19 protein-coding genes are annotated in these 21,841 nt (G+C 60.8%); 10 read left to right on the top strand and 9 right to left on the bottom strand.

Features of this window, described 5'->3' with window-relative positions:
• Nucleotides 1–122 precede the first annotated feature (122 nt).
• The 5 genes from speB (at nucleotide 123) to CO671_RS23775 (ending at nucleotide 6,652) form a co-directional block, all read left to right on the top strand.
• Nucleotides 123–1,169 (top strand): agmatinase, encoded by a 1,047-nt coding sequence (gene speB / locus CO671_RS23795; RefSeq protein ID WP_097607961.1) that lies wholly within the window; start codon nucleotides 123–125, stop codon nucleotides 1,167–1,169.
• Nucleotides 1,170–1,242: 73 nt separating this feature from the next.
• Entirely contained in the window at nucleotides 1,243–2,085 is an 843-nt protein-coding gene (locus CO671_RS23790; RefSeq protein WP_097607960.1) for a transporter substrate-binding domain-containing protein, read from the top strand.
• Nucleotides 2,086–2,208: 123 nt separating this feature from the next.
• Nucleotides 2,209–3,591 carry an aspartate aminotransferase family protein gene (locus CO671_RS23785; protein ID WP_010029970.1) on the top strand — a complete coding sequence of 461 codons (1,383 nt, stop codon included), beginning with the start codon at nucleotides 2,209–2,211 and terminating at the stop codon, nucleotides 3,589–3,591.
• A 17-nt stretch (nucleotides 3,592–3,608) separates the two neighbouring features.
• Nucleotides 3,609–5,201, top strand: a complete 1,593-nt coding sequence (ggt, locus tag CO671_RS23780; RefSeq protein WP_097608035.1) for a gamma-glutamyltransferase — start codon at nucleotides 3,609–3,611, stop codon at nucleotides 5,199–5,201.
• 17 nt (nucleotides 5,202–5,218) lie between these two features.
• Nucleotides 5,219–6,652, top strand: a complete 1,434-nt coding sequence (locus tag CO671_RS23775; RefSeq protein WP_097607959.1) for an NAD-dependent succinate-semialdehyde dehydrogenase — start codon at nucleotides 5,219–5,221, stop codon at nucleotides 6,650–6,652.
• Nucleotides 6,653–6,657: 5 nt separating this feature from the next.
• On the opposite strand, the gene CO671_RS23770 is transcribed toward CO671_RS23775, so the two are convergent.
• Nucleotides 6,658–8,919, bottom strand: a complete 2,262-nt coding sequence (locus CO671_RS23770; RefSeq protein WP_097607958.1) for an EAL domain-containing protein — start codon at nucleotides 8,917–8,919, stop codon at nucleotides 6,658–6,660.
• A gap of 318 nt (nucleotides 8,920–9,237) precedes the next feature.
• Nucleotides 9,238–9,744 (bottom strand): Lrp/AsnC family transcriptional regulator, encoded by a 507-nt coding sequence (locus CO671_RS23765; RefSeq protein WP_097607957.1) that lies wholly within the window; start codon nucleotides 9,742–9,744, stop codon nucleotides 9,238–9,240.
• Between the two features lie 152 nt (nucleotides 9,745–9,896).
• On the opposite strand from CO671_RS23765, the gene CO671_RS23760 reads away from it, so the two are divergent.
• Genes CO671_RS23760 through CO671_RS23750 form a run of 3 tightly spaced genes read left to right on the top strand, consistent with a single transcriptional unit; the run spans nucleotide 9,897 to nucleotide 13,523 of the window.
• Nucleotides 9,897–11,123 (top strand): diaminopropionate ammonia-lyase, encoded by a 1,227-nt coding sequence (locus CO671_RS23760; RefSeq protein WP_097607956.1) that lies wholly within the window; start codon nucleotides 9,897–9,899, stop codon nucleotides 11,121–11,123.
• Complete coding sequence (locus tag CO671_RS23755) at nucleotides 11,123–12,364, top strand: Zn-dependent hydrolase (RefSeq protein ID WP_097607955.1); 1,242 nt, start codon at nucleotides 11,123–11,125, stop codon at nucleotides 12,362–12,364. The genes CO671_RS23760 and CO671_RS23755 overlap by 1 nt, the downstream gene beginning before the upstream one ends.
• A gap of 1 nt (nucleotide 12,365) precedes the next feature.
• Nucleotides 12,366–13,523 (top strand): M20 aminoacylase family protein, encoded by a 1,158-nt coding sequence (locus CO671_RS23750; RefSeq protein WP_097607954.1) that lies wholly within the window; start codon nucleotides 12,366–12,368, stop codon nucleotides 13,521–13,523.
• 91 nt (nucleotides 13,524–13,614) lie between these two features.
• Here the strand turns inward: CO671_RS23750 and CO671_RS23745 are convergent, their stop codons facing one another.
• Complete coding sequence (locus CO671_RS23745) at nucleotides 13,615–13,995, bottom strand: hypothetical protein (RefSeq protein WP_097608034.1); 381 nt, start codon at nucleotides 13,993–13,995, stop codon at nucleotides 13,615–13,617.
• Between the two features lie 62 nt (nucleotides 13,996–14,057).
• The gene (locus CO671_RS23740) at nucleotides 14,058–14,726 is read right to left on the bottom strand and encodes a hypothetical protein (protein WP_097607953.1); all 669 of its coding nucleotides are present in this window, start codon (nucleotides 14,724–14,726) and stop codon (nucleotides 14,058–14,060) included.
• A gap of 258 nt (nucleotides 14,727–14,984) precedes the next feature.
• Here CO671_RS23740 and CO671_RS23735 point away from each other — a divergent pair, with 258 nt between their 5' ends.
• Nucleotides 14,985–15,593 (top strand): TerC family protein, encoded by a 609-nt coding sequence (locus CO671_RS23735; RefSeq protein WP_097607952.1) that lies wholly within the window; start codon nucleotides 14,985–14,987, stop codon nucleotides 15,591–15,593.
• A 79-nt stretch (nucleotides 15,594–15,672) separates the two neighbouring features.
• Here CO671_RS23735 and CO671_RS23730 read toward each other — a convergent pair whose 3' ends face one another.
• Genes CO671_RS23730 through metG form a run of 3 tightly spaced genes read right to left on the bottom strand, consistent with a single transcriptional unit; the run spans nucleotide 15,673 to nucleotide 18,830 of the window.
• Nucleotides 15,673–16,488, bottom strand: a complete 816-nt coding sequence (locus CO671_RS23730; RefSeq protein ID WP_097607951.1) for an MBL fold metallo-hydrolase — start codon at nucleotides 16,486–16,488, stop codon at nucleotides 15,673–15,675.
• Nucleotides 16,489–16,492: 4 nt separating this feature from the next.
• Nucleotides 16,493–17,275 (bottom strand): TatD family hydrolase, encoded by a 783-nt coding sequence (locus CO671_RS23725; protein WP_097607950.1) that lies wholly within the window; start codon nucleotides 17,273–17,275, stop codon nucleotides 16,493–16,495.
• Nucleotides 17,276–17,279: 4 nt separating this feature from the next.
• Nucleotides 17,280–18,830, bottom strand: a complete 1,551-nt coding sequence (gene metG, locus CO671_RS23720; protein WP_097607949.1) for a methionine--tRNA ligase — start codon at nucleotides 18,828–18,830, stop codon at nucleotides 17,280–17,282.
• Nucleotides 18,831–19,063: 233 nt separating this feature from the next.
• On the opposite strand from metG, the gene CO671_RS23715 reads away from it, so the two are divergent.
• Nucleotides 19,064–19,852, top strand: a complete 789-nt coding sequence (locus CO671_RS23715; protein ID WP_010032467.1) for a sulfite exporter TauE/SafE family protein — start codon at nucleotides 19,064–19,066, stop codon at nucleotides 19,850–19,852.
• Nucleotides 19,853–19,971: 119 nt separating this feature from the next.
• Here CO671_RS23715 and CO671_RS23710 read toward each other — a convergent pair whose 3' ends face one another.
• Both CO671_RS23710 and tmk read right to left on the bottom strand, forming a co-directional pair.
• Entirely contained in the window at nucleotides 19,972–20,997 is a 1,026-nt protein-coding gene (locus CO671_RS23710) for a DNA polymerase III subunit delta' (protein WP_097607948.1), read from the bottom strand.
• Nucleotides 20,998–21,005: 8 nt separating this feature from the next.
• Nucleotides 21,006–21,686: a dTMP kinase gene (tmk, locus tag CO671_RS23705; RefSeq protein ID WP_097607947.1), complete on the bottom strand. Its 681-nt coding sequence runs from the start codon at nucleotides 21,684–21,686 to the stop codon at nucleotides 21,006–21,008.
• Between the last annotated feature and the right edge of the window lie 155 nt (nucleotides 21,687–21,841).

Raw genomic sequence — 21,841 nt, 5'->3', positions numbered from 1 at the left:
TTCCCTCTTGCTCGATCAAGCGGAATACGATTATGTATACAATGTTGGCTACAACAAGCAATCATCTTTTTCGCCGGGTTTCGAAAGTCGCCGGCGATTCGGTCGCAACACCTGGAGGTCCAATGCCGGAGATTCTCAGTCTGGACGAACTGCGGAAGCGCTTTTCGAACGCTTCAGGCGGTGAGATGTTCGATCCGGAGTTTCGGAAGGTGGCCGACCTGGTCTTCGGCGACGGCGATCGTCGCCAGGCGCCTTACTGCGGCGTCCCGACATTGCTGAAGGCCCCGTATCGTCCAGACGCCGCACCCAGTTTTACCGATATAGATATTGCGCTTTTCGGCATTCCGATGGATCTCGGGGTGACAAACCGATCGGGTGCGCGGTTCGGGCCAAGAGCTGTACGCAACGTCGACCGGGTTGGCCCTTACGATCATGTCTTGCGGACCGTCCCGACTGCCCATGCACGTGTTGCCGATGTCGGCGATGTCCCGTTCAAAAGCCGCTTCGATCTTGCGGCATCTCATGACGATATCGAGCAATTTGTCGGCGGTTTGATAGAGGCGGGGGTCGTGCCCCTGGCCGTCGGCGGCGACCACTCGGTCGGCCTTCCGATCCTGAGGGCTGTTGGCAGGGATCGTCCTGTGGGGATGATTCACATCGATGCCCATTGCGACACGGGCGGTTCGTTCGAAGGATGCAAATTCCACCATGGCGGACCGTTTCGCCAGGCGGTTCTGGACGGTGTGCTTGATCCGAGGCGGACGATCCAGATCGGAATTCGCGGCAATTCCGAATATCTGTGGGAATTCTCGTATGCGTCCGGAATGACTGTCATTCACGCGGAAGACGTCGGCGATCTCGGCATCGGCTCCGTTATCGCCAAGGCGAGAGAGATCGTCGGATCGGGGCGGACCTACGTCAGTTTCGACGTCGATTCTCTCGACCCCGCATTTGCGCCAGGCACGGGAACGCCGGAGGTCGGCGGCCTGACCTCGGCACAGGCCCTCGGCATTCTGCGCGGTCTTGTCGGCTTGAACATCGTAGGCGGCGACGTCGTTGAGATCGCTCCGCAATACGACCCGACGTCGAATACGGCGCAAATTGCCGCTCAGGTTTTGTTCGAACTCCTCTGCCTTGCGGCCGAGGCGATCAAGGTTCGCGCGTCCTAGCAAACGGACGTCGCGGAGTCTGCAACCGCCTTGCCTGGGAAAAGGGCAGGGCGCACCAAAAAGGGGAATAAACATGCGAGTATCAAAGCTTTTGCTGACGTCCGCTCTGCTCGGCGTCATGTCGGCTGGCGCCGCCGCCGCGCAGACGAAACCAACCGAGATCACCATCGCGACCGAGGGCGCATACGAACCCTGGAATTTTACCGGTCCTGACGGCAAGCTGGCAGGATTCGAGATCGATCTCGCCAACGACCTCTGTGCCCGCATGGAGGTCAAATGCACCATCGTGGCGCAGGATTGGGATGGCCTCATTCCGTCGCTCACAGCCAAGAAGTTCGACGCCATCATGGCCTCGATGATCGTGACCGAAAAGCGCCTTGCCGTCATCTCCTTCAGCAAACCCTACGCCCCGACCGCGGCCGCCTTCATGGTCGAAAAAACCGGTCCTCTTGCAGATCTGCCGGGGACGGGGACGACGGTCGACCTCGCCGCAGACAAGGCGAAGGTCGAGCAGGAATTACAGCCGCTTCGCGATGCCCTCAAAGGCAAGGCTGTGGGCGCCCAAGTGTCGACGGCGAACGCGGTCTTCCTCGACACCTATTTCAAGGGCGTTGTCGATCCGAGAGAATACAAGACCGTCGAGCAGCATGATCTGGACCTCCAGGCCGGTCGCATCGACGCTGTCGTTGCCCAGAAAACCTCATTGACCGCAACGCTCGGCAAGGACGACTTCAAAGACTACAAGATCGCCGGCCCGACCTTCAAAGGCGGTGTCTTTGGACAGGGGATCGCGGCAGGTCTTCGCAAGGATGATACGATCTTGAAGTCGATGTTCGACGCGGCGATCGAAGCGGCGGAAGCCGACGGCACGATCAACAAGCTTGCGCAGAAATGGATCAAGACATCCCTTGATTGATTAAGCGGCAAAGCTGCCCCCGGCAGCAATCGGCAGCCGGTGCACCGAGAAGGTCGCGCCGGCTGACCGGCGCAGCTTAGCCGGGCGTCGCCATCGAAATAGACCCACATTTGGAGAACCTCTGTGACCATCCTTCTCAACTCCGTCGAATCCCGGGACGCTGCGTTTGTTCTTCATCCCTATACCAACGCTTCGCAGCATCTGAAGGACGGCCCGCTGGTGATCACCAGGGGCGAGGGGATCCATATCGTCGACAGCGAAGGTAACAAATATATCGAAGGTCTTGGCGGGCTGTTCTGCGCGTCGCTGGGCTTCAGCGAACAGCGTCTGGTAGACGCGGCGACACGTCAGATGAAGGAACTGCCCTTCTATCACAGCTTCGGCGGCAAAACGCATGAGACGGCGGTTGAGCTTGCCGAACGGCTCATTCAGCTTTCACCGGTCGCAATGTCCAAAGTCTTCTTCGCCAATTCGGGTTCCGAAGCCAACGACACGGCCATGAAGCTTGTCTGGTATTATCACAATGCCATCGGCATGCCGGAAAAGAAGAAGATCATCTCGCGCATGCGGGCTTACCACGGCGTGACCATCGCTTCAGCGAGCCTGACCGGGTTGCCGAACAATCACCGCGATTTCGATCTGCCGATTGATCGGGTGCTGCATACGGACTGCCCGGAGTTTTATCGTTATGGCCGCCCGGGCGAAACGGAAGAGGAATTCGCGACGCGCTGTGCCAACGCGCTTGAACAGATGATCCTTGCCGAGGGACCGGAAACCGTCGGCGCATTCTTCGCCGAGCCGTTAATGGCATCCGGCGGCTGCATCGTTCCCCCGCCAACCTACTATGAGAAGATCCAGGCAATCCTCAAGAAATATGACGTGCTGCTGATCGCCGACGAAGTCATCTGCGGCTTTGGTAGGCTCGGCACGATGTTCGGTTCGGAAAGCTTCGGACTTCAGCCGGATATGATCGTCATGGCAAAGCAGCTTTCCGCCGCCTATCAGCCGATCTCCGCACTGATGATCAATGAAAAGATCCATTCCGCAGTCGTTGCCGAGAGCGAGAAAATCGGAACATTCGGCCATGGCTTCACCTATAGCGGCCATCCTGTTGCGACGGCCGTCGCTCTGGAAACCCTGAAAATCTACGAGGAACGCGACATCGTTGGCCACGTCCGGAATATCGCCCCGGTGTTCCAGCGGCGGTTGAACGAACTTGGCGACCATCCGCTCGTCGGCAACGCCCGTGGTCGCGGCCTCATCGGGACCCTTGAACTGGTTCGCAACAAGGAAACGAAAGAGCCGTTCAAGCCGACGGATGGCATTGCCATTCACGCGGGCAAGCAGGCCCAGCTGCATGGCGTCATCACGCGCGCCCTTGGCGACAACTACTCGCTTTGCCCGCCGCTTATCATCACCGAGGCAGAGATCCACGAATTGTTTGATCGCTCCACCCGCGCATTGGATGATACCTATACATGGGCGAGGGCAACCGGCCTCTATTGAGCGAAGGAAGCGACGATATGCGAAATTTCGAATTGCCGGGAAGATCGATGGCCGTCGGCCGCAATGGCATGGCCGCGACATCGCACCCGATGGCGACTTTGACAGCGATCGAGATCCTGAAAGCCGGCGGCAAGGCCATCGACGCCGCAGTCGGCGCCTGTGCCGTTCAATGTGTCGTCGAGGCTGGATCCACCGGCATAGGCGGCGATTGCTTTGCATTGCTGGCGTCGAATGGAAATGACGATGTCATTGCGTATAACGGCTCGGGGCGCACGCCGGCGGCGGCGCATTTTGACTGGTTTCAGGAAATCGGCATCAGTTCGATTGAGCGGTCATCGCCGCATGCGGTGACCGTTCCTGGGGCGGTGGACGCCTGGTCCCGCCTCGTTGCCGATCACGGCAGGATGCCGCTGTCGGAAATCCTTGCGCCGGCTATTGCATTGGCTCGCGACGGTTATGCAATCACGCCACGGGTTGCCGCCGATATTTCGAACCAACGCGACTTGCTGCTGCGCGATCCATCGGCACGTCGCCTTTTTCTGATCGACGATCAGGCTCCGCCGGTGGGATCGGTTCAATATCAGCCTCAACTGGCGCAAACGCTGGAAACGATCGCAACGTCAGGCCGTGACGGCTTCTATCGCGGCCCGGTGGCAGCCGACATGGTGGCCCGGCTGAATTCGCTTGGCGGCCTCCATACAGTTGAGGATTTCGCGTCAGCTGCCGGCGAATATGTGAAGCCGGTCAGCGCGACATATCGCGGATGGACCGTGCATGAATGTCCGCCCAACGGGCAGGGTATCGTCGCACTGATGATCCTGAAGATCTTGGAGCGTTTTGAACGCAAAGGCGACCCGCTTGATGTAGACAATCTGCACATCGAAGTCGAGGCCACGCGGCTGGCTTATGCCGCCCGCGATCGATGGGTCGCCGACGCGGCCGTCTCTAACGTGCCGGTCGATTTCCTGTTGTCCGACGAACTCGCCGACAGCCTTGCCGCCAGGATCGATCTGAATACGATCGCCGATGCCGAGAGCGTCATCGACGGCGTCGAGCATGCGGACACGGTCTACATTTCGGTTGTCGACAAGGACCGAAATGTCGCCAGCTTCATCAATTCGATCTTCCATTCTTACGGAAGCGGATTGATGGCGCCGAATTCCGGTGTCTTGTTCCACAATCGCGGACAAAGCTTCAGTATGAAGCAGGGGCATCCGAACGTGATGGGGCCGCGCAAGCGACCCATGCACACGATCATCCCAGGTCTGGTCACCCGCAATGGCAGAAGCGTCTTGTCGTTCGGTGTGATGGGTGGGCACTATCAGGCGATGGGCCATGCCCACTTCCTCTCCAAGCTGTTCGATTTCAATCTGGACATACAAAGTGCGATTGATCTGCCTCGGCTCTTTCCGCTTCCCGGCACGACATCAATCGAAACCGAAGCGCTTCTGCGAACCTCGATCGGGCGTGATCTCGAAGCTCGCGGCTTCAAGGTCGTCGCACCGAATTGGGCGATCGGCGGCGCCCAGGCGATCTGGATAGACGATCAACACAAGACGATGCTGGGCGCTTCCGATCATCGAAAAGATGGTTGCGCGCTCGGCTATTAGAGGCGGTGGAGAGCTGAATGTCGGGATACCCGAATACCCAACTTTACATCAATGGCGCCTGGAGGCAGGGTTCAAACGACGATCTGTCCGTCGTCAATCCGGCCTCGGGCGACGTCATCGGCAGTGTCTCCAATGCCGGTCCTCATGATCTCGACCAAGCGCTTTCGGCCGCCGCCGCCGGCTTTGAGCAATGGCGGCGCATAAATGCGTTCGAGCGGGCAAAGCTGATGCATGCGGCGGCCGAGATCCTGCGGCAGCGCTCTGCGGCGATCTCGCGAATAATGACATTGGAACAAGGAAAACCGCTCGCTGAGTCCGAGGCGGAGGCAGTCGCGGCTGCCGACATCATCGACTGGTTTGCCGAGGAATCCCGCCGCGCCTACGGCCGGCTGATCCCACCGCGAGCGAGCAATGTCAGGCAGATGGTGGTCAAGGAACCTGTCGGCCCGGTAGCGGCCTTCAGTCCCTGGAACTTTCCGCTGAACCAGGCTGTGCGCAAGGTCGCGGCCGCCCTTGCAGCCGGCTGCTCGATCATATTGAAGGGGCCGGAGGAGACGCCGGCAAGCTGCGCCGAACTTGTTCGCGCCTTTGCCGATGCGGGTCTGCCGGCGGGCGTCCTTAATCTCGTTTTCGGAATTCCGGCCGATATTTCAAATCACTTGATCCCGCACCCCGTTATCCGGAAAATTTCCTTCACCGGATCGACCGTCGTTGGAAAGCAGTTGGCCTCGCTGGCCGGCGCCCACATGAAGCGGGTGACTATGGAACTCGGAGGCCATGCGCCTGCGCTCGTGTTCGATGATGCCGATATCGATCTCGCAGTCAGGCTATTGGCCGCTGCGAAATTTCGAAATGCCGGGCAAGTCTGCGTCGCGCCGACCCGGTTTCTCATTCAGCAACGCGTCTTCGATAAATTCCTCGATGGCCTGGTAAAGGCGGCCGAGGCGATCACCGTCGGCGATGGATTGAGCGACGGCGTGACCATGGGACCGCTTGCCAACGCGAGGCGGGTAGGGGCCATGGAGGCGCTGACGGCCGACGCGGTGATGCATGGTGCGAAGATTGCGACCGGCGGCAAAAGGATCGGTAATCTCGGCAACTTCTTCCAGCCGACGGTTCTTACCGACGTTCCACAGAATGCCCGCGTGCTCAGCGAAGAACCATTCGGCCCCTTGGCGATCGTGAGTGCATTTTCGGACTACAATTCTGCCATTGCGGAGGCCAACCGCCTGCCATACGGCCTGGCGGCCTTTGCCTACACAACTTCGGCAAAGACCAGCGCAGGCCTTGCTCGCGATATCGAAAGTGGCATGCTGTCGATCAACCATCATGGGCTGGCGCTGCCGGAACTGCACTTCGGAGGCATAAAGGATTCCGGCTACGGTTCGGAAGGCGGCTCTGAAGCCATGGAGAGTTACCTCAATACGAAACTCGTCACCGAGGCTGCTTGAGGACGCTATCGGCCCGCCTTTGCCGCTTCTCTATCCTTCATACGGCAAAATTCGATCAACTGCTCCGAGGTCATGGGGCGGGCCAGAGCGTAACCTTGCAGCAGATGGCAGCCGAGATCTTTCAGGATCTTGGCATGCTCCATTGTCTCCACGCCTTCGGCAACGATGTCGATGTTCTGAGACCGGCCGATTTCGATAATCGAGGAGACCAGACGGCGTTGAGATGCAGACGCGATGATCGGTTTGATGATCTCTCGATCGATCTTAAGCCTTCGTGGTTCAAATCGAAGCAAGCTGACGATACTGGCATGTTCCGTGCCGAAATCGTCGATCTCGATTTCAATGCCAAGCGCTTTGATTGCCGGAATGACCTCATTGAGGGCAGGCTGAAGCTCATCGAAGGAGATCGTTTCGAGCAGCTCGAAACAGAGCCGACCCTTTGCTGCGGGAAGCTCGGACAGCTCGCCGAGCAGATTGGCCTGCGCCAGACGGCGCGCTGAAATATTGACTGAAACCCGTGGGATTTGCATTCCCAAGCCGTCCCATCGTGTCAGCTCGAACAGCGCCTTTTGCAGGATCAGCCTGTCCATGTCGCCACTGCGCCCCAGCCTTTCCGCAGCATCCAGAAACGCGTTCGGGCCGAGCAGACCTTTTCGCGGATGATCCCAGCGGGCAAGCGCTTCGACGCCTGCGATATCGAGCGTGCTTGCATTGAACTGTGGCTGGAAGAACGCAACGAGTTCATCGCGGTCGAGCGCCTGATTGAATTCATCCGCCAGTTCTTTTGAATGGATCGCGGCGCTGCGAAGCTCTTCGGTGAAAACGGCGGCGCGGCCGCGGCCGGCTTTCTTCGCCTCGTACAAAGCCAAGTCGGCATTCAGAAGCAGTTGACCGAGATCGCGGTCGCGAACGCGTTCAGTCTCCCAGGCGACACCGACGCTTGCGCCGACCACATAACCGGCTCCATCGATAAAGATGGTCTGCTGCAGCGTGTCGACGATCTGCCTGGCCAATTCGGTTGCTTTAGGCTCGGGATTGCTGCTCCAACTGGCGAAGACGAACTCGTCTCCGCCGATGCGCGCCGCGACGTCGTTTGGGCCGGTCAAATCGGCAAGCCGCGAAGCCGTTGTTTGCAGGACCATGTCGCCGCCAGCGTGCCCCTTCGTGTCGTTGATCTCTTTAAACCGGTCAAGGTCGATATGGATAAGGATCAGGCGGTCTTGCGGATCGGGCCTTGGCGGCTGCGAGATCATCTGGTCGACAAACCGCCGATTGGGTAGCCCGGTGAGGGCGTCATGCAGTGACAGGTGCTCCAGCCTCTGTCGTGCTCGTACGAGCTTGCTCTTGTGAAGGCGAAGTTTTTCGATGGTCTTCTGGCGCGATTTGGTCAGAAAGCCGACCCAGACGATCGGCGCGACGACACACAAGGCCAACAGGCTGGCATAAACCTCAAAAGTGCCGATGCCGTTATTCTGGCCCCATCCGTGCCTCGGAAGTGCGGCGAGGGACCACCGGCCGTACGTCATATCGACGGAGGCGACGACCGGTTTCTTCCCAAAAGTTTCCAGGCTGCCAAGAAACACCTGTTTGGCCGAGTTCGGCTCCGGCGTCGTGCTGATGGCGATCTCCAGGTCGGTCGAACTGAGACCGCTATCCCGGTATAGCCTCGGAATATCGATGATTCCCGAAAGCAGACCCCAAAAGATCTGGCTGTTTCCGTCGTCGATATAAACCGGACACCTGACAACGAAAGCCGTTCCGCCTTGGACAAGTTCCACCGGGCCTGTCAGGACGATATTGTGGGTGTTGCGCGCCAGCATCGCGGCGGCCCGTTGCTTCTCATTTTTTCGGTAGTCGAGGCCGATGGCCTTTTCATTTCCTTTTTCCGGATAAACCCACTGGACCACCATGTCGGGCGCTGCAGCGAAGCTTCGCAATTGTGACTCAGGCTGCAGAATCTGCGCGGCAAGTTTGGAAAATCTGTTCTGGCCCATCGCCGGATCGACCGCGATACCCGCCGCCAAACCTTGCAACAGCTTCACATTGCTATTGAGGTTCGTCTGCAGTCGAGATGACATCGTCGCAAGCTCGCCGGCAACAACCGAGCGTTCGTCGGCCAACGACCGCTCAAGCCGCCAGTCCGTTGCCACCCAGACGACGATGGCTGCGATAATGGCCGCAAATAGTGCCGGAGCGAATGCGCTCGCATGGCTCATCAGGGAGCCCGCGAGGCTGCGAACTATCTTTATATTTCTTCGAAACGTCATCAGGTCGCCAGTGTGAATGACAGGCTTGCATCCTTGCACAGTTTCTTTAAGGCAACGCTAAACCGCCGATCCGGTTGCAGGAAAGACAATCCAGTGGGGAATATGGTGAGCTCGACGCGCACGGCTGCGTCCACCTTTGCGGAGCCGGGAGGGCGAGCGAGGAGGCGGGGTTGTCGCGCATCTCCAACTGGCCCAACTGTCGCATTACTAAATAGCCGCTACATACAAAGATCGCATAAGATAGATTATGGAACGGAAGACTTCATCAACCCGGCCAAATGCTTACGCCGCTCCGCCTTTGCGCTGCCCCTGTCCGGCTCAGCTCCGATCGCGTTGAGGGTCCAGCGCTATATTCAGGCCTACCTTCACTCTGTCCATCGCTACAAAACTGCGGAACCGCTTGACGTTCTTGTTGGCGAAGAACAGACGCCGGGTCATGGCTTCGTAGTCTCCCATGGTTCGGACCACGACGAGAAGAATGAAATCCACTTCGCCCGTCACGTAGTAGCACTGCTGGACTTCAGGAGCCTCGGCGAAGGATTTCTTCGTTGCGTCGTGCGTGGCGCCGGACTCGCTGTGCATCTCGACTTCGACAAAGACCGTGATCTCGTGCCGCACATGGGAAGGCTCGATCACCGCGACGTTGGCGGCGATCGTACCCGTCTCCTCCATCCGCTTGATCCGGCGCTGCACGGCTGGCGCCGACAGGCCGATGACGTCTGCGATCGAGCGCTGCGGTGTCTTGTTGTCCCGCTGAAGAATCTCGAGAATCGCCAGGTCGAAGCGGTCCAGCTCCACCATCTCCGCGGAAATCTTGTCGATCATGCATCGATCCCTTTTTGGCGACAAAGTGAGAAAACGCTCCATTTTGGCAGCAGCAATGAGCGAATGTTGCATAATCGGCATCAAAATACAGCGCTTATTTCGATCGGAATGAAGTAATTATCAGGCATACGCATTTTCGAAAGGATGTCCGGATGCTCCTGCTGAACGAACACGCCGACTACCGCAAACCGCTCGAGGCCGTCGACGCCGAAATTCTGGGTGTCGAGGCCGCCAAGACCGTCGAACGTTTCCTGCATCATCGCGAGGGCCACGGGCCCACTCCCTTGCTCTCGCTCGTAAACCTTGCGCGTGAGATCGGGATCGGTTCGATCCTGGTAAAGGATGAGGGCCATCGCCTCGGGCTCGGCAGCTTCAAGGCGCTCGGCGGTTCCTATGCCGTGATCCGGCTCGTTCTGGAGGAGGCTTCGAAGCGCCTTGGCCGCGAAGTGGACGTGGCAGAACTCCAGAACAACGATGTGAGAGCCATCGCCTCGAAAATGACGGTCGCCTGCGCAACCGACGGCAACCACGGACGCTCCGTCGCCATGGGCGCCCAGCTCGTCGGCGCCAAATGCTCGATCTTCGTTCATTCGGGCGTCAGCAAGGAGCGCATCGACGCAATTGCCCGCTATGGCGCAGATATGATCCGGGTCGACGGCAATTATGACGACTCCGTTCGCGAAGCGGCGCGCGTTGCCGAGGAGGAGAACTGGATCACGGTCTCCGACACGTCGTGGCCCGGCTACGAACGCATCCCAGGCTTCGTCATGCAGGGCTACACCGCATTGCTGACCGAGGCGCTCCGCCAGATGCCGGAGCCGCCAACCCATGTTTTCGTACAGGCGGGCGTGGGCGGCATCGCCGCTACGGTTGCGGGCCACTTCTCCGTGCTTTTTGGCGACAGGCGCCCCTTCTTCGTGGTCGTCGATCCCTCCCGCGCAGCCTGCATCGTCGAGACAGCGCGCGCCGGACATCCGGTGAAAGTCGATCATGGAGAGGCCACCGTGATGGCGATGCTGGAGTGCTATGAGCCATCGCTGGTGGCATGGCGGATCCTGTCGCATGCTGCGGACGCATTCATGACGGTCGACGACCCCGACGCGATCGACGCGATGAAACTGCTTGCGAGCCCTCGTGGGGCCGACCCGGCGGTCGTTGCCGGCGAAAGCGGCGGCGTAGGTCTCGCGGCCCTTCTGAAGGTTGCCGCCGATCCGGGACTACGGACGAAGATCGGCCTTGATACGCAATCCCGCGTCTTCCTCATCAACACCGAGGGCGCGACCGACCCCGTTCTTTACGAGAAGTTTGTTGGCGCAACGCCGGCAGACATAGCAGCGAAAAACTCCGGCCAAGGCGGAGTTAAGGAAAAGGTGGCGTAATGAGCGAAATCTCCATCAATTCCGAACGGCTGCTCGGCCGAATCCTTGAACTCGGCGACATCGGTCGTGACGAAGACGGCCGGCTGATCCGTCTCGCGGCTTCGGATACGGAGAAGCTCGGACGTGACAAGTTCGTCTCGTGGATCGAGCAGGCCGGGTTGGAAGTTGCCGTCGACCGCATCGGCAACATATTCGGAATCTGGAGGCCCGCAGCCGTTTCCAACCAAGCACCGCTCATGCTCGGATCGCACATCGATACCGTGATCAACGCGGGTATTTATGACGGATGTTATGGCGTTCTGTCAGGCCTCGAGGTCATCGAGACGCTTGTCGCGGCGAGTTTCCAGCCGTCGCGTCCGATCGTGGTCGCCGCCTTCACCAACGAGGAAGGCGTGCGCTACGCCCCCGACATGATGGGATCGCTCGTCTATGCGGGCGGCCTCGATGTCGACACCGCTCTTGCGACTGTGGGGACAGATGGCACGAAACTTGGCGAGGAACTGCGGCGCATCGGCTACGATGGAGAACATCAGCCGGGCTTCATCCGGCCGCATGCCTATATCGAGCTGCATATCGAACAGGGCCCGGTTCTCGAGCGCGAAGGCATCCAGATCGGCGCCGTGGAAAACCTGCAGGGCATCTCCTGGCAGCGGGTGACGATCAGCGGCGACGCCAACCATGCGGGAACCACACCCATCACGATGCGTCGCGACGCCGGACATGCCGCCGCGCTCGTCATCACCTTCCTGCGCGAGCGCGCCAGGAACTCGAACACCGCGACAGTGGCGACGGTTGGCTGCATGAACTTCGAGCCGAACGCGATCAACGTCATCCCTTCCCGCGCAACCTTCACGGTGGATCTTCGCGATCCGGACGAGGATCGGCTGAGGCAGGAGGAGGCCGCTCTCGAAGCCTACCTTGCGCAGGTGGCGAAGGAGGAAGGCGTGTCCTTCGAGGTCGAGCGCCTCGCCCGTTTTCAGCCGGTGGCGTTCGACGGCAAGATCGTCGAGCTGATCGAGAAGGCAGCGGCCAGGCGCGGACACACGGTCCGTCGCATGACCTCGGGTGCGGGCCATGACGCGCAAATGATCGCGCGGATCGCTCCTTCGGCGATGATCTTCGTGCCGAGCCTTGGCGGCATCAGCCATAATCCCAAGGAAAAGACCCCGGACGAGGATCTGGTCGCCGGTGCGAACATGCTTCTCGACGTTGTAAAGCAGATTGCGGGCGGAGGAGCTTGAAATGGCGATCGATATCGATGCTCTGAAGAACGAAATGACAGCATGGCGGCGCGACCTGCACGCCCACCCCGAGTTCGGATTCGAGGAGAAGCGCACCTCAGCCTTCGTCGCGGCCAAGCTGCGCGAGTTCGGCCTCGACGACGTGGCGGAGGGTGTTGGAGGAACCGGTGTCGTCGGCACGCTCAAGCGCGGATCCGGCAACCGCTCGATCGCGCTGCGCGCCGACATGGATGCGCTTCGGATTTCCGAGCAGGGAAATCTTCCCTACAGATCGTCGAACTCGGGCGTCATGCACGCCTGCGGCCACGACGGGCACACCACCATGCTTCTCGGAGCCGCCAAACTGCTCGCCGAGGAAGGTGGTTTCGACGGAACCGTCCGTTTCATTTTTCAGCCGGCGGAGGAATGGGGACGCGGCGCGCTTGCCATGCTCGCAGACGGATTGATGGAGCGCTATCCGTTCGAGGAGATCTACGGCATTCACAACATGCCCGGCCTCCCCGTCGGTACATTCGAAACCCGGCCGGGCGCGATCATGTCGGCCGAAGACAATTTCGAAATCAAGCTTACAGGTGTCGGCGGCCATGCTGCGCGCCCCCACTGGGGCAACGAGGTTCTCGTCGCCGCCTGCGCCCTTGTGACCAACCTGCAGACGATCGTCTCACGCCGCCTAAGTCCTGCCGACACCTCCGTTGTTTCGGTCACCGAACTCATCACCGACGGAACTCGAAACGCGCTGCCGGGAGAGGCAAGGATCCTGGGCGACGCACGAAGCTTCCGTTCGGAGGTCAGCGCCGAAATCGAGAAGCAGATTCGCATCATCGCGCAGGGAACTGCTCTCGCCTACAATGTCTCGGCCGAGGTGACCTACAGCAGGGAATTCGTTCCGCTCCTCAACGATCCCGATCTGGTCGAGGAGACTTTCGCCGCCGCCCACAGCATTCTCCCAGAGGAAAATGTTCGCGTGGCGCGGGAGCCGATGACGGGAAGCGAGGACTTCGCACACTTTCTGAAGCATGCACCCGGCGTGTTCGTGTTCCTCGGCAACGGTGACTCGGCACCTCTGCACAATCCTCGTTATGACTTTTGCGACGACGGCCTGATCCATGGGACGAATTACCACACCGCGATCGTCCGCCGCCGGCTTCCCCTGCCCTGATCTGGTAGGCGCCCGCCATCCCCCAGCCCCTGAGAACGGCCAGGCCTGCAGGCGCACGCGCCTCGTTCGATCCGGAAGCATGCCGGATCGTTCACCACCGTCTGGTCTGCGAGACATGACCGGCAAATCCGGCCAGCAATACGCCGAACGGCAAGCCTCTGATCGCCCTCGCCGCGACGAAGGCTGCGCCGGTGGCGATGGCGAGTTTCAGCCACGGATAGTCGCCGAGCTGCACATGGGCACTCGCATCGACGGATGTTGCCTTGGCTTTCAGCGCTGCTTCCGCATCGTCACGCAGCAGGCCGATGCGGGCCTGAAGCAGCCGCAATTCCCGCTGCAGGTGGTGCAGACTTTGGTCGGCCTTGTCACGCGCGGACTCAGCGGCCGCATCGGCAAAAGGCAGTTCGCCTTCCGCGACCAGTTCATCGGGATCGGGCGGAAGAAAGCCGTCGCGGTTGATGGATGATTGCATCGACTTGTCCTCGAATAAGTGAGTGCAGCGAGGCTCGGCATTGTCGCCGGCCTCGCTGCACATCAATGATCGCGCCGGAAACTCTGGCTCTGCTGCGATCCGCCTTGCGTCTGTGACTGCTGTTGCGAATCGTTCGATGATGCGGAAGCGCCGGTGAATTTATAAGCACGAACCTTGGCGCTTCCATGCGCGGTGTCGCGCACTGCGACCGGCGCCTCGTCGGAAGCCGGCCCTTCGAATGCGCTTTCGGATACTGCCAGGTCGTCCGCGGCCTTGCCGCCATGGGCCGAGCCCGCAAAACCGGTATTCGACCCGCCTTGGCGTCCGCTTTCCGATAACCAGAGATCCGCCCGCTCGTCGATGTCGATGCTGCCCTCGTCGTCCAGGATATCATGAACGGTTTCGTAGAGCGCGTCATCGATATCGTTGACCTGAACGAGGAAGCCGCCTCGCCGCAGCCCTTCCGCGTACATCGCACGGTCCTCGTCCGGGAAGAAGAAGTCGGCCAGCGCGTCGAAGAAGCCGCTGCGGTCGTCTCTCATGACGCCGGCATTTTTTTCATCCGCCTCATATCCCGGCATCAATCTTATTCTCGCCACGGGGACGCCGGCGTCCTCGAGACGGGAAACCGCGGATTCGGCCTCCGACCGGCTGTCGAAAAATGCGGTAAGGCTGCCGCCGCCCACGGGGCCCGAAAACCCCGGATTGGTATCGTTGTGAATGTTGCTCACGGGAACTCTCCTCTCGATGTCGCGTTCCAGCCGCCGACCCGACGCCTGGTTTCCTGACACGGAGAACCGGCAGCCGAGACGAATGTTCCACGGCAATGGCGACGGCTCGGCGGGGCTTGACCGTCAGTTCCATAATGCTGCCGCTTGTCGTTTCGGATGCATCGCGCGGTGAATTGCACCGGCTGTTGCATCCCTCAGCGGTTGACGTCAAACCGTGGAGACGCTAGCACGGCTTTTGACGCATTGGGGACATTTCATATGGACATCTTCACGGCAGCCGGTCTGACGGCTTTGCTGCAGGTTATTGCTATCGACCTTGTTCTCGCTGGCGACAACGCCGTGGTTATCGGTCTTGCCGCGGCCGGCCTCGAGGCCACGCAACGGCGCAAGGCGATCATCGTCGGCATTCTGGCCGCAACCATTCTGCGTATTCTCTTTGCCAGCGTCGCGGTCTATCTGCTGGCCATTGTCGGCCTGCTCCTGGCCGGCGGCCTGCTGTTGCTCTGGGTCTGCTGGAAGATGTGGCGCGAGCTTCGCAATGGCCATCGCGAGGAACACCTGGCGGAGACCGGCGAAGGCGCGCCGAGAAAGACCTTCTTCCAGGCGGCGACCCAGATCGTCATCGCCGACGTCTCGATGTCGCTCGATAACGTGCTCGCCGTTGCGGGAGCTGCGCGCGAACATCCGAGCGTGCTGGTCATCGGCCTCGGTCTGTCGATCGCGTTGATGGGCATCGCCGCCCATCTGATCGCCCGGCTGCTCGGCCGCCATCGCTGGATCGCCTATGTCGGTCTGCTGATCATCCTCTACGTCTCGCTCGATATGATCTATCGCGGCGCCGTCGAGGTTCTGCCCTATATGCCGTGATCCTGCATCAGGGTCGGGGTTTTCGCCTCGACCCGCAGCGTCTTTTCAGACACGGAGAAGGCGGCTGCGGCGCCCAGAACTATGCGCTGACCTCAATCTCGAAGCTCATCTGGTCAAACGCCGGCACCACATGCTCGGGCGTCTCAGCCATCACCGCATCGTAATCAAGCGGCGTATGCATATGGGTTAGAATCGCCCGTTTCGGCTTGAGCCGGCTGATCCAGTCGAGCGACTGTTCCAGCGACAGATGGCTCGGATGATAGGTATACTGCAGGGCGTCGATGATCAGAACGTCGAGATTTTGCAGCTTCTCGACGGTCTGCGGCGGGAAATCGCTGATATCGCTGCAATAAGCCACATCGCCGATGCGGAAGCCGAGCGAATGGATATCGCCATGCTGCTGGATATGCGGGTAAAAGTCGATCTTGCCGCCGGGACCGCGGATTTCGACGGGTTCGTCGATATTTTCGATGACAACAGGCAGCACGATCGGTGGATAATTGCTGCCGGGCGGCGTTTCCAGGCAATAGCGGAAGGCTTCACGCAGCCTGTCCATCGTATATTGGTCAGCAAAGATCGGCACCCGGCGGCGCGTATTGTGGAAATAGCCGCGCAGATCGTCGATACCGTGAATGTGGTCGGCATGCGGATGGCTGTAGAGCACGGCATCGACATGGTCGGCCCCTGCCCTGATCATCTGCTCGCGAAAATCCGGCCCGGTGTCGACGACAACCGTCGTGACGCCCCCAGGGCCGAATTGCTGCACCATGAACGAGGCGCGCGTGCGCCGGTTTTTCGGATTGTCGGGATTGCAGGCACCCCAGTCGCCAGAAATGCGCGGCACGCCCGGTGACGACGAACAGCCGAGAATGGTGAAACGCCGCCGGTAGAGCACGCTGCTAGATCCTCGGCATTTTCGAAAACAGGCGGAAAGCGTTCTCCGTCGTGATCCGTGCGATCTCCGCGTAGGAAAGGCCGGTCGTCTCGGCGAGCACTTCGGCCGTGTTGACGACATAGGACGGCTCGTTGCGCTTGCCGCGCCAGCGCTTCGGCGCCAGATACGGCGCGTCCGTTTCCACCAGCAGCCGCTCATGCGGGATCGTCTTGGCGATCTCGCGCAGCTCTTCCGACTTCGGGAAGGTCAGGATGCCGGAAAAGGAGACATAGCCGCCGAGTTCGACGCCGGTTCGCGCCAGTTCCGGACCCGCCGAAAAGCAGTGCAGGATGAAGGGGAAAGCCCCCTTCCCCGTTTCCTCGGTCAGGATTGCTGCCATGTCCTCATCGGCGCTGCGGCTGTGGATGACGAGCGGAAGCTGCGTTTCCCGCGCGGCGGCAATATGCCGGCGAAAGCCGGTCTGCTGGTCCTCAGGCTTCTGCGTGTCGTAGAAATAATCGAGACCCGCCTCGCCGATCGCCACCACCTTCTCATGGGCGTTGGCCAGGCGCACCAACTCTTCCGTCTGGATATCCAGCTCTTCGTCGGCATTGTTGGGATGCGTACCGACCGAGCAGAACACCGAAGGATATTTCTCGGTGATCGCGAGCAGCCCGTCGAGCTTGCGCACGCGCGTCGAGATCGTCACCATCTGCTTGACACCAGCCCGATGCGCGCGCGCGACAATCTCGTCGCGCTCGGCCTCGAAGTCGGCGAAATCCAGATGGCAATGCGTATCGATCAGCACGGCCTCAAGCCTCCGGAGCCACGTAACGCGGGAAGACCGGCGTCGGCGCCTCGAGCGGCGTTCCGGCGATCAGGCGGCCGGCCTCGCCGAGGGCGGCAAAATCGCGCTTGTCGGCAGGCGCAGCCACGAGATCGAGCAGCTTGCCCGATGATTCCGGCATGAACGGCTGCAGCAGGATGGCGATCTGGCGCACGACTTCGGCGGTGACGTAAAGCACCGTACCCATGCGCGCCGGATCGGTCTTTTTCAGCGCCCACGGCGCCTGGCCGGCGAAATAGCGGTCGGTCTCGGAAACGACGGCTATGATCGAGGCAAGCGCTCGGTGGATCTGCTGCTTACCCATGTCTTCGCGCGTCGACGCGTGCAGCGCGTCGGCCTGCGCCAGCATCGCCTTGTCCTCGTCGGTCAGCGCACCGCATTCCGGGATTTTGCCGTCACAATTCTTGACGATCATCGACAGCGAGCGGCTGGCGAGATTGCCGATGCCGTTGGCGAGGTCGGAATTGATGCGCGTGCCGATCGCCTCTTCGCTGTAGCTGCCGTCCTGGCCGAAGGAAACTTCACGCAGGAAGAAGTAGCGCACCTGATCGAGACCGAAATGGTTCACCAGATTGACGGGATCGACGACATTGCCGAGCGACTTCGACATCTTCTCGCCCTTGTTGAGCAGGAAGCCGTGGGCAAAGACCCGCTTCGGCAGCGGCAGCTTCGCCGACATCAGGAAGGCCGGCCAGTAGACGGCATGGAAGCGGATGATGTCCTTGCCGATGATGTGGACATCCGCAGGCCAGTATTTCGCCCGCGGGCCGTCCCTGTCCTCGATATAGCCGGTCGCGGTGATGTAGTTGGTCAGTGCGTCGACCCAGACATACATGACGTGGGACGGATCGTTCGGCACCTTGATGCCCCAGTCGAAGGTCGTGCGCGAGACCGACAGGTCCTTGAGCCCCGACTTGACGAAGGAGATCACCTCGTTGCGGCGCTCGGCCGGACCGATGAAATCGGGATTGGCCTCGTAATGCGCCAGCAGCTTCTCCTGGTATTCGGAGAGCTTGAAGAAATAGCTTGCCTCTTCCACCCATTCGACGGGCGTGCCCTGGGGGCCGTAGCGCACGCCGTCGGCGCGCAGCTCCGTCTCGTTTTCCTGGTAGTAGGCCTCGTCGCGCACCGAATACCAGCCGGCATAGCTGTCCTTGTAGATGTCGCCATTGTCGGCCATCAGCTTCCAGATGTTGCGCGACGTCTCGTGATGGCGCTCCTGCGTGGTGCGGATGAAATCATCGTTCGAGGCGTTGAGCAGCTTCGCCATCGCCTGGAATTCGCCGGAGTTGCGGTCAGCGAGCTCCTGGGCGGTAATCCCCTCGGCGCGCGCCGTCTGCTGCATCTTCTGGCCGTGTTCGTCGGTGCCGGTCAGGAAGAAGACATCCCTGCCGTCCAGGCGCTGGTAGCGCGCCATCGCATCCGTCGCGATCAGCTCATAGGCATGGCCGATATGCGGCTTGCCGTTGGGATAGGAAATCGCGGTGGTGATGTAGAAGGGTGTCTTGTCTGTCATGGCGGCCAATGTCCGGCTTACTCTATAAAAATGGTCAGCCGCTCTTAGCGCATGTCTCCGCCAAGCGAAACATCAAGTTTTGGCGCCGTCATGATTTCCGGGACACGGGGGTCGTGAACTTGACTCCGCTTCGCACCCAATTTACCGGTCGTCAGAAAGAGGGCGGGACAGAACGAAGTGTCAGTTTTCATCGATCCGGTTTGTTGTGGCCGCGCGCCGTTGGGGGCGCTTGTTTGACATTCGAGCCGCTCTATTCGATTTCCGGCCTGTTTGTCGGCGCGCTTGTCGGCATCACCGGCGTTGGTGGCGGTTCGCTGATGACGCCGCTGCTGGTGCTGCTCTTCGGGGTCCATCCCGCAACCGCGGTCGGCACCGATCTCCTCTATGCGGCGATCACCAAGACGGCGGGCACTGCCGTTCACGGCATGCATGGACGGATCAACTGGAAGATCGTCGGCAGCCTCGCCGCCGGCAGTGTGCCGGCTGCCGTGCTGATGCTCTGGCTGTTGGCAGGCGTCGATCGTAAAAGCATCGGCGTGACCAACACCATTACGGTTGCGCTCGGCTGGCTGCTTGTCATGACCGCGATCATGCTGGTCTTCCGAGGCTCGATCCTCGAATTGGCGCGGCGCGCCATCGGCGATCGCACGCCGCCGCAGCCGGCAACCATCCTCATCCTCACCGTCATTCTCGGCTTCTGTCTTGGCATCCTCGTCACCCTGACCTCGGTCGGCGCCGGTGCGCTCGGTGTGACGATCCTGCTGGTCCTCTATCCCAGGCTTAACGTGCGCGAGATCGTCGGTTCCGATATCGTCCATGCGGTACCGCTGACCCTGATCGGCGGCATGGGCTATTGGCTGATCGGCGAGATCGACTGGGCGATGCTGTTTGCCCTGCTCGTCGGCTCGATTCCCGGCATCATCATCGGCAGCCTTCTGGCGCCGAAGCTGCACGAACGCACCATCCGCATCGTCCTGGCCGCCACGCTCGCCGTCGTCGCAGGCAAGCTCTTGACCGGCTGACCAGGCATCAGGCTTCTAATGCATGTCGCCCGGAAGTGTGCAGCGGTTCCGGGACAACGACATGCATAAAAACAACGACCTAAAGCGCGTCGCATGAATCAAATTTGATGCGATGCGTTTTAGAGGCCCGGCTGCTTGATATCGGCGAGAATGCTGATGATCGTCTGCTTGCGGTCGAGATTATAGGCATCCGAAATGGTGAGCCGCTCGGTAATCTCGGAATAGAGCCGCGCCAGACGTTCGGCAGCAGCGATCTGCCCCCCACCCGCTGCCACACGCGCACGGTTCATGATGTCGTCGCCGACATGGCTGACGAAGAAATCGAAGATCGTGTCGCTTTCCTTGCCCGACAGCGCATCGGCCAGCCGGTGCATCGCCTTGCGGGCCGCCGGCCCTTCGGCGGAAAGCACCTCGTCATAGGCGGCGATGATCTCTCCGCCGCCATAGTTCAAGAGCTTCAACGCTTCGCCGACGCTGCCCTTGGCCGCCGAAAGCACCGCCCCGCCCTCTCCCGATATGCCGAGATGGGCAAGGGCGGCGACAAGCGCGTCGTCGGCAAGCGGCGCCAGTTTCAGCGGCAGGCAGCGCGAACGGATCGTCGGCAGCAGCCGACCCGGCGCATGCGACAGCACCAGAAACAGCGCCCGCTTCGGCGGCTCCTCGAGGATCTTCAGGATGGCGTTGGCCGCATTGCGGTTCATGTCGTCGGCCGGATCGATGATGACGATCCGCCAGTTGCCGGTCCCCGACGTCTGCGAGAAGAACTTGCCGGCGCGGCGCACCTCGTCGACTGTTATCGCCGATTTCACCTTGCCGGTCTTTTCGTCCACCGGCCGGGCAAGATGCAGGAGATTGTGCGAGGCGCCGGAGACAATCTGCCGGCTGACCGCCGAGGCGGGATCCGGATCGCCGATCGTCTCCGGCGCCGTCGCTGGATCGGGATGCGAAAGCACGTGGTTGGCGAAGCGGAAGGCGAGCGTCGCCTTGCCGATGCCCTCCGGCCCCTCGATCAGGATGGCGTGATGCCCCTTGCCGGATCGGTAGGATTGCGCGAGGAAGGCCTCCGCCTCCTCATGGCCAAATAATCTGGTGTTCTCGGCCGGCCAGATGGCGCCGTCGAGCAGTCCCGGCCTCTCCTCACTCATAATGGGCTTCACTCATGATGGGCCGCTTCCGGCAATCGGGCGCGGTCTGCGGGCGACTTGAGCTGCCTGACGATTGCCAGAATCTCGGCCGCGATCGCCTCCTCCGTCTGCATGGCGTTGACCACGTGGCAGCGCTCCGGCTCGCGCGCGGCGATATCGAGAAAGGCTTCGCGCCGTTTTTCGTGCGTTTCGAGCCGCTCCTTCTCGAAGCGGTCGGGCGCTTCGGCAGCGCTGCGCTTCTGCGCCCGCTCCAGGCCGACCTTTGCGGGAATGTCGAGTATCAAGGTGCAATCGGGCACGACGCCATTGATGGCGATGCGCTGCAGCGTCTCGATGAAATCGGGTTCGAGGTTGCCGGTGATACCCTGGTAGACACGGGAAGAATCCATGAAGCGGTCGCAGAGCACGATCTTGCCCGCGGCAAGGGCAGGCCGGATCACCTCTTCGACATGGTCGTTGCGCGCAGCGGCAAAAAGGATCGCTTCCATCCGTGTGCCGAACGCCTCGGCAGCCCCGGACAAGAGCACGTGGCGCACGGCCTCGGCGCCGGGCGACCCGCCCGGTTCCCGCGTCACCAGCACCTCGTGACCTTCGCCCTTCAGCGCCTCCGCGAGGCGGCGGATCTGCGTGGATTTCCCCGCGCCTTCCCCGCCTTCAAACGTAACGAACAATCCCGTACCGGACGACAATGACAGCTTCCCGCATTCCGGGCGCCGCACTCGCGCGCGCCCCGCCTCTTCTATCTATCCGAAGACATCGGGAAGGAAAACCTTTCGCCGCGGCGACATAATCACCTTCCCCGGCAAATTATATCAGAAGGTCCGGCGCTCAGGTCTTCAACATT

The organism is Rhizobium sp. M10 (assembly GCF_002531955.1).
Classification (GTDB): domain Bacteria; phylum Pseudomonadota; class Alphaproteobacteria; order Rhizobiales; family Rhizobiaceae; genus Rhizobium; species Rhizobium etli_C.
The sequence above is the reverse complement of the archived record's forward strand: the minus strand, read 5'-3'. Positions and strand labels throughout refer to the sequence as shown.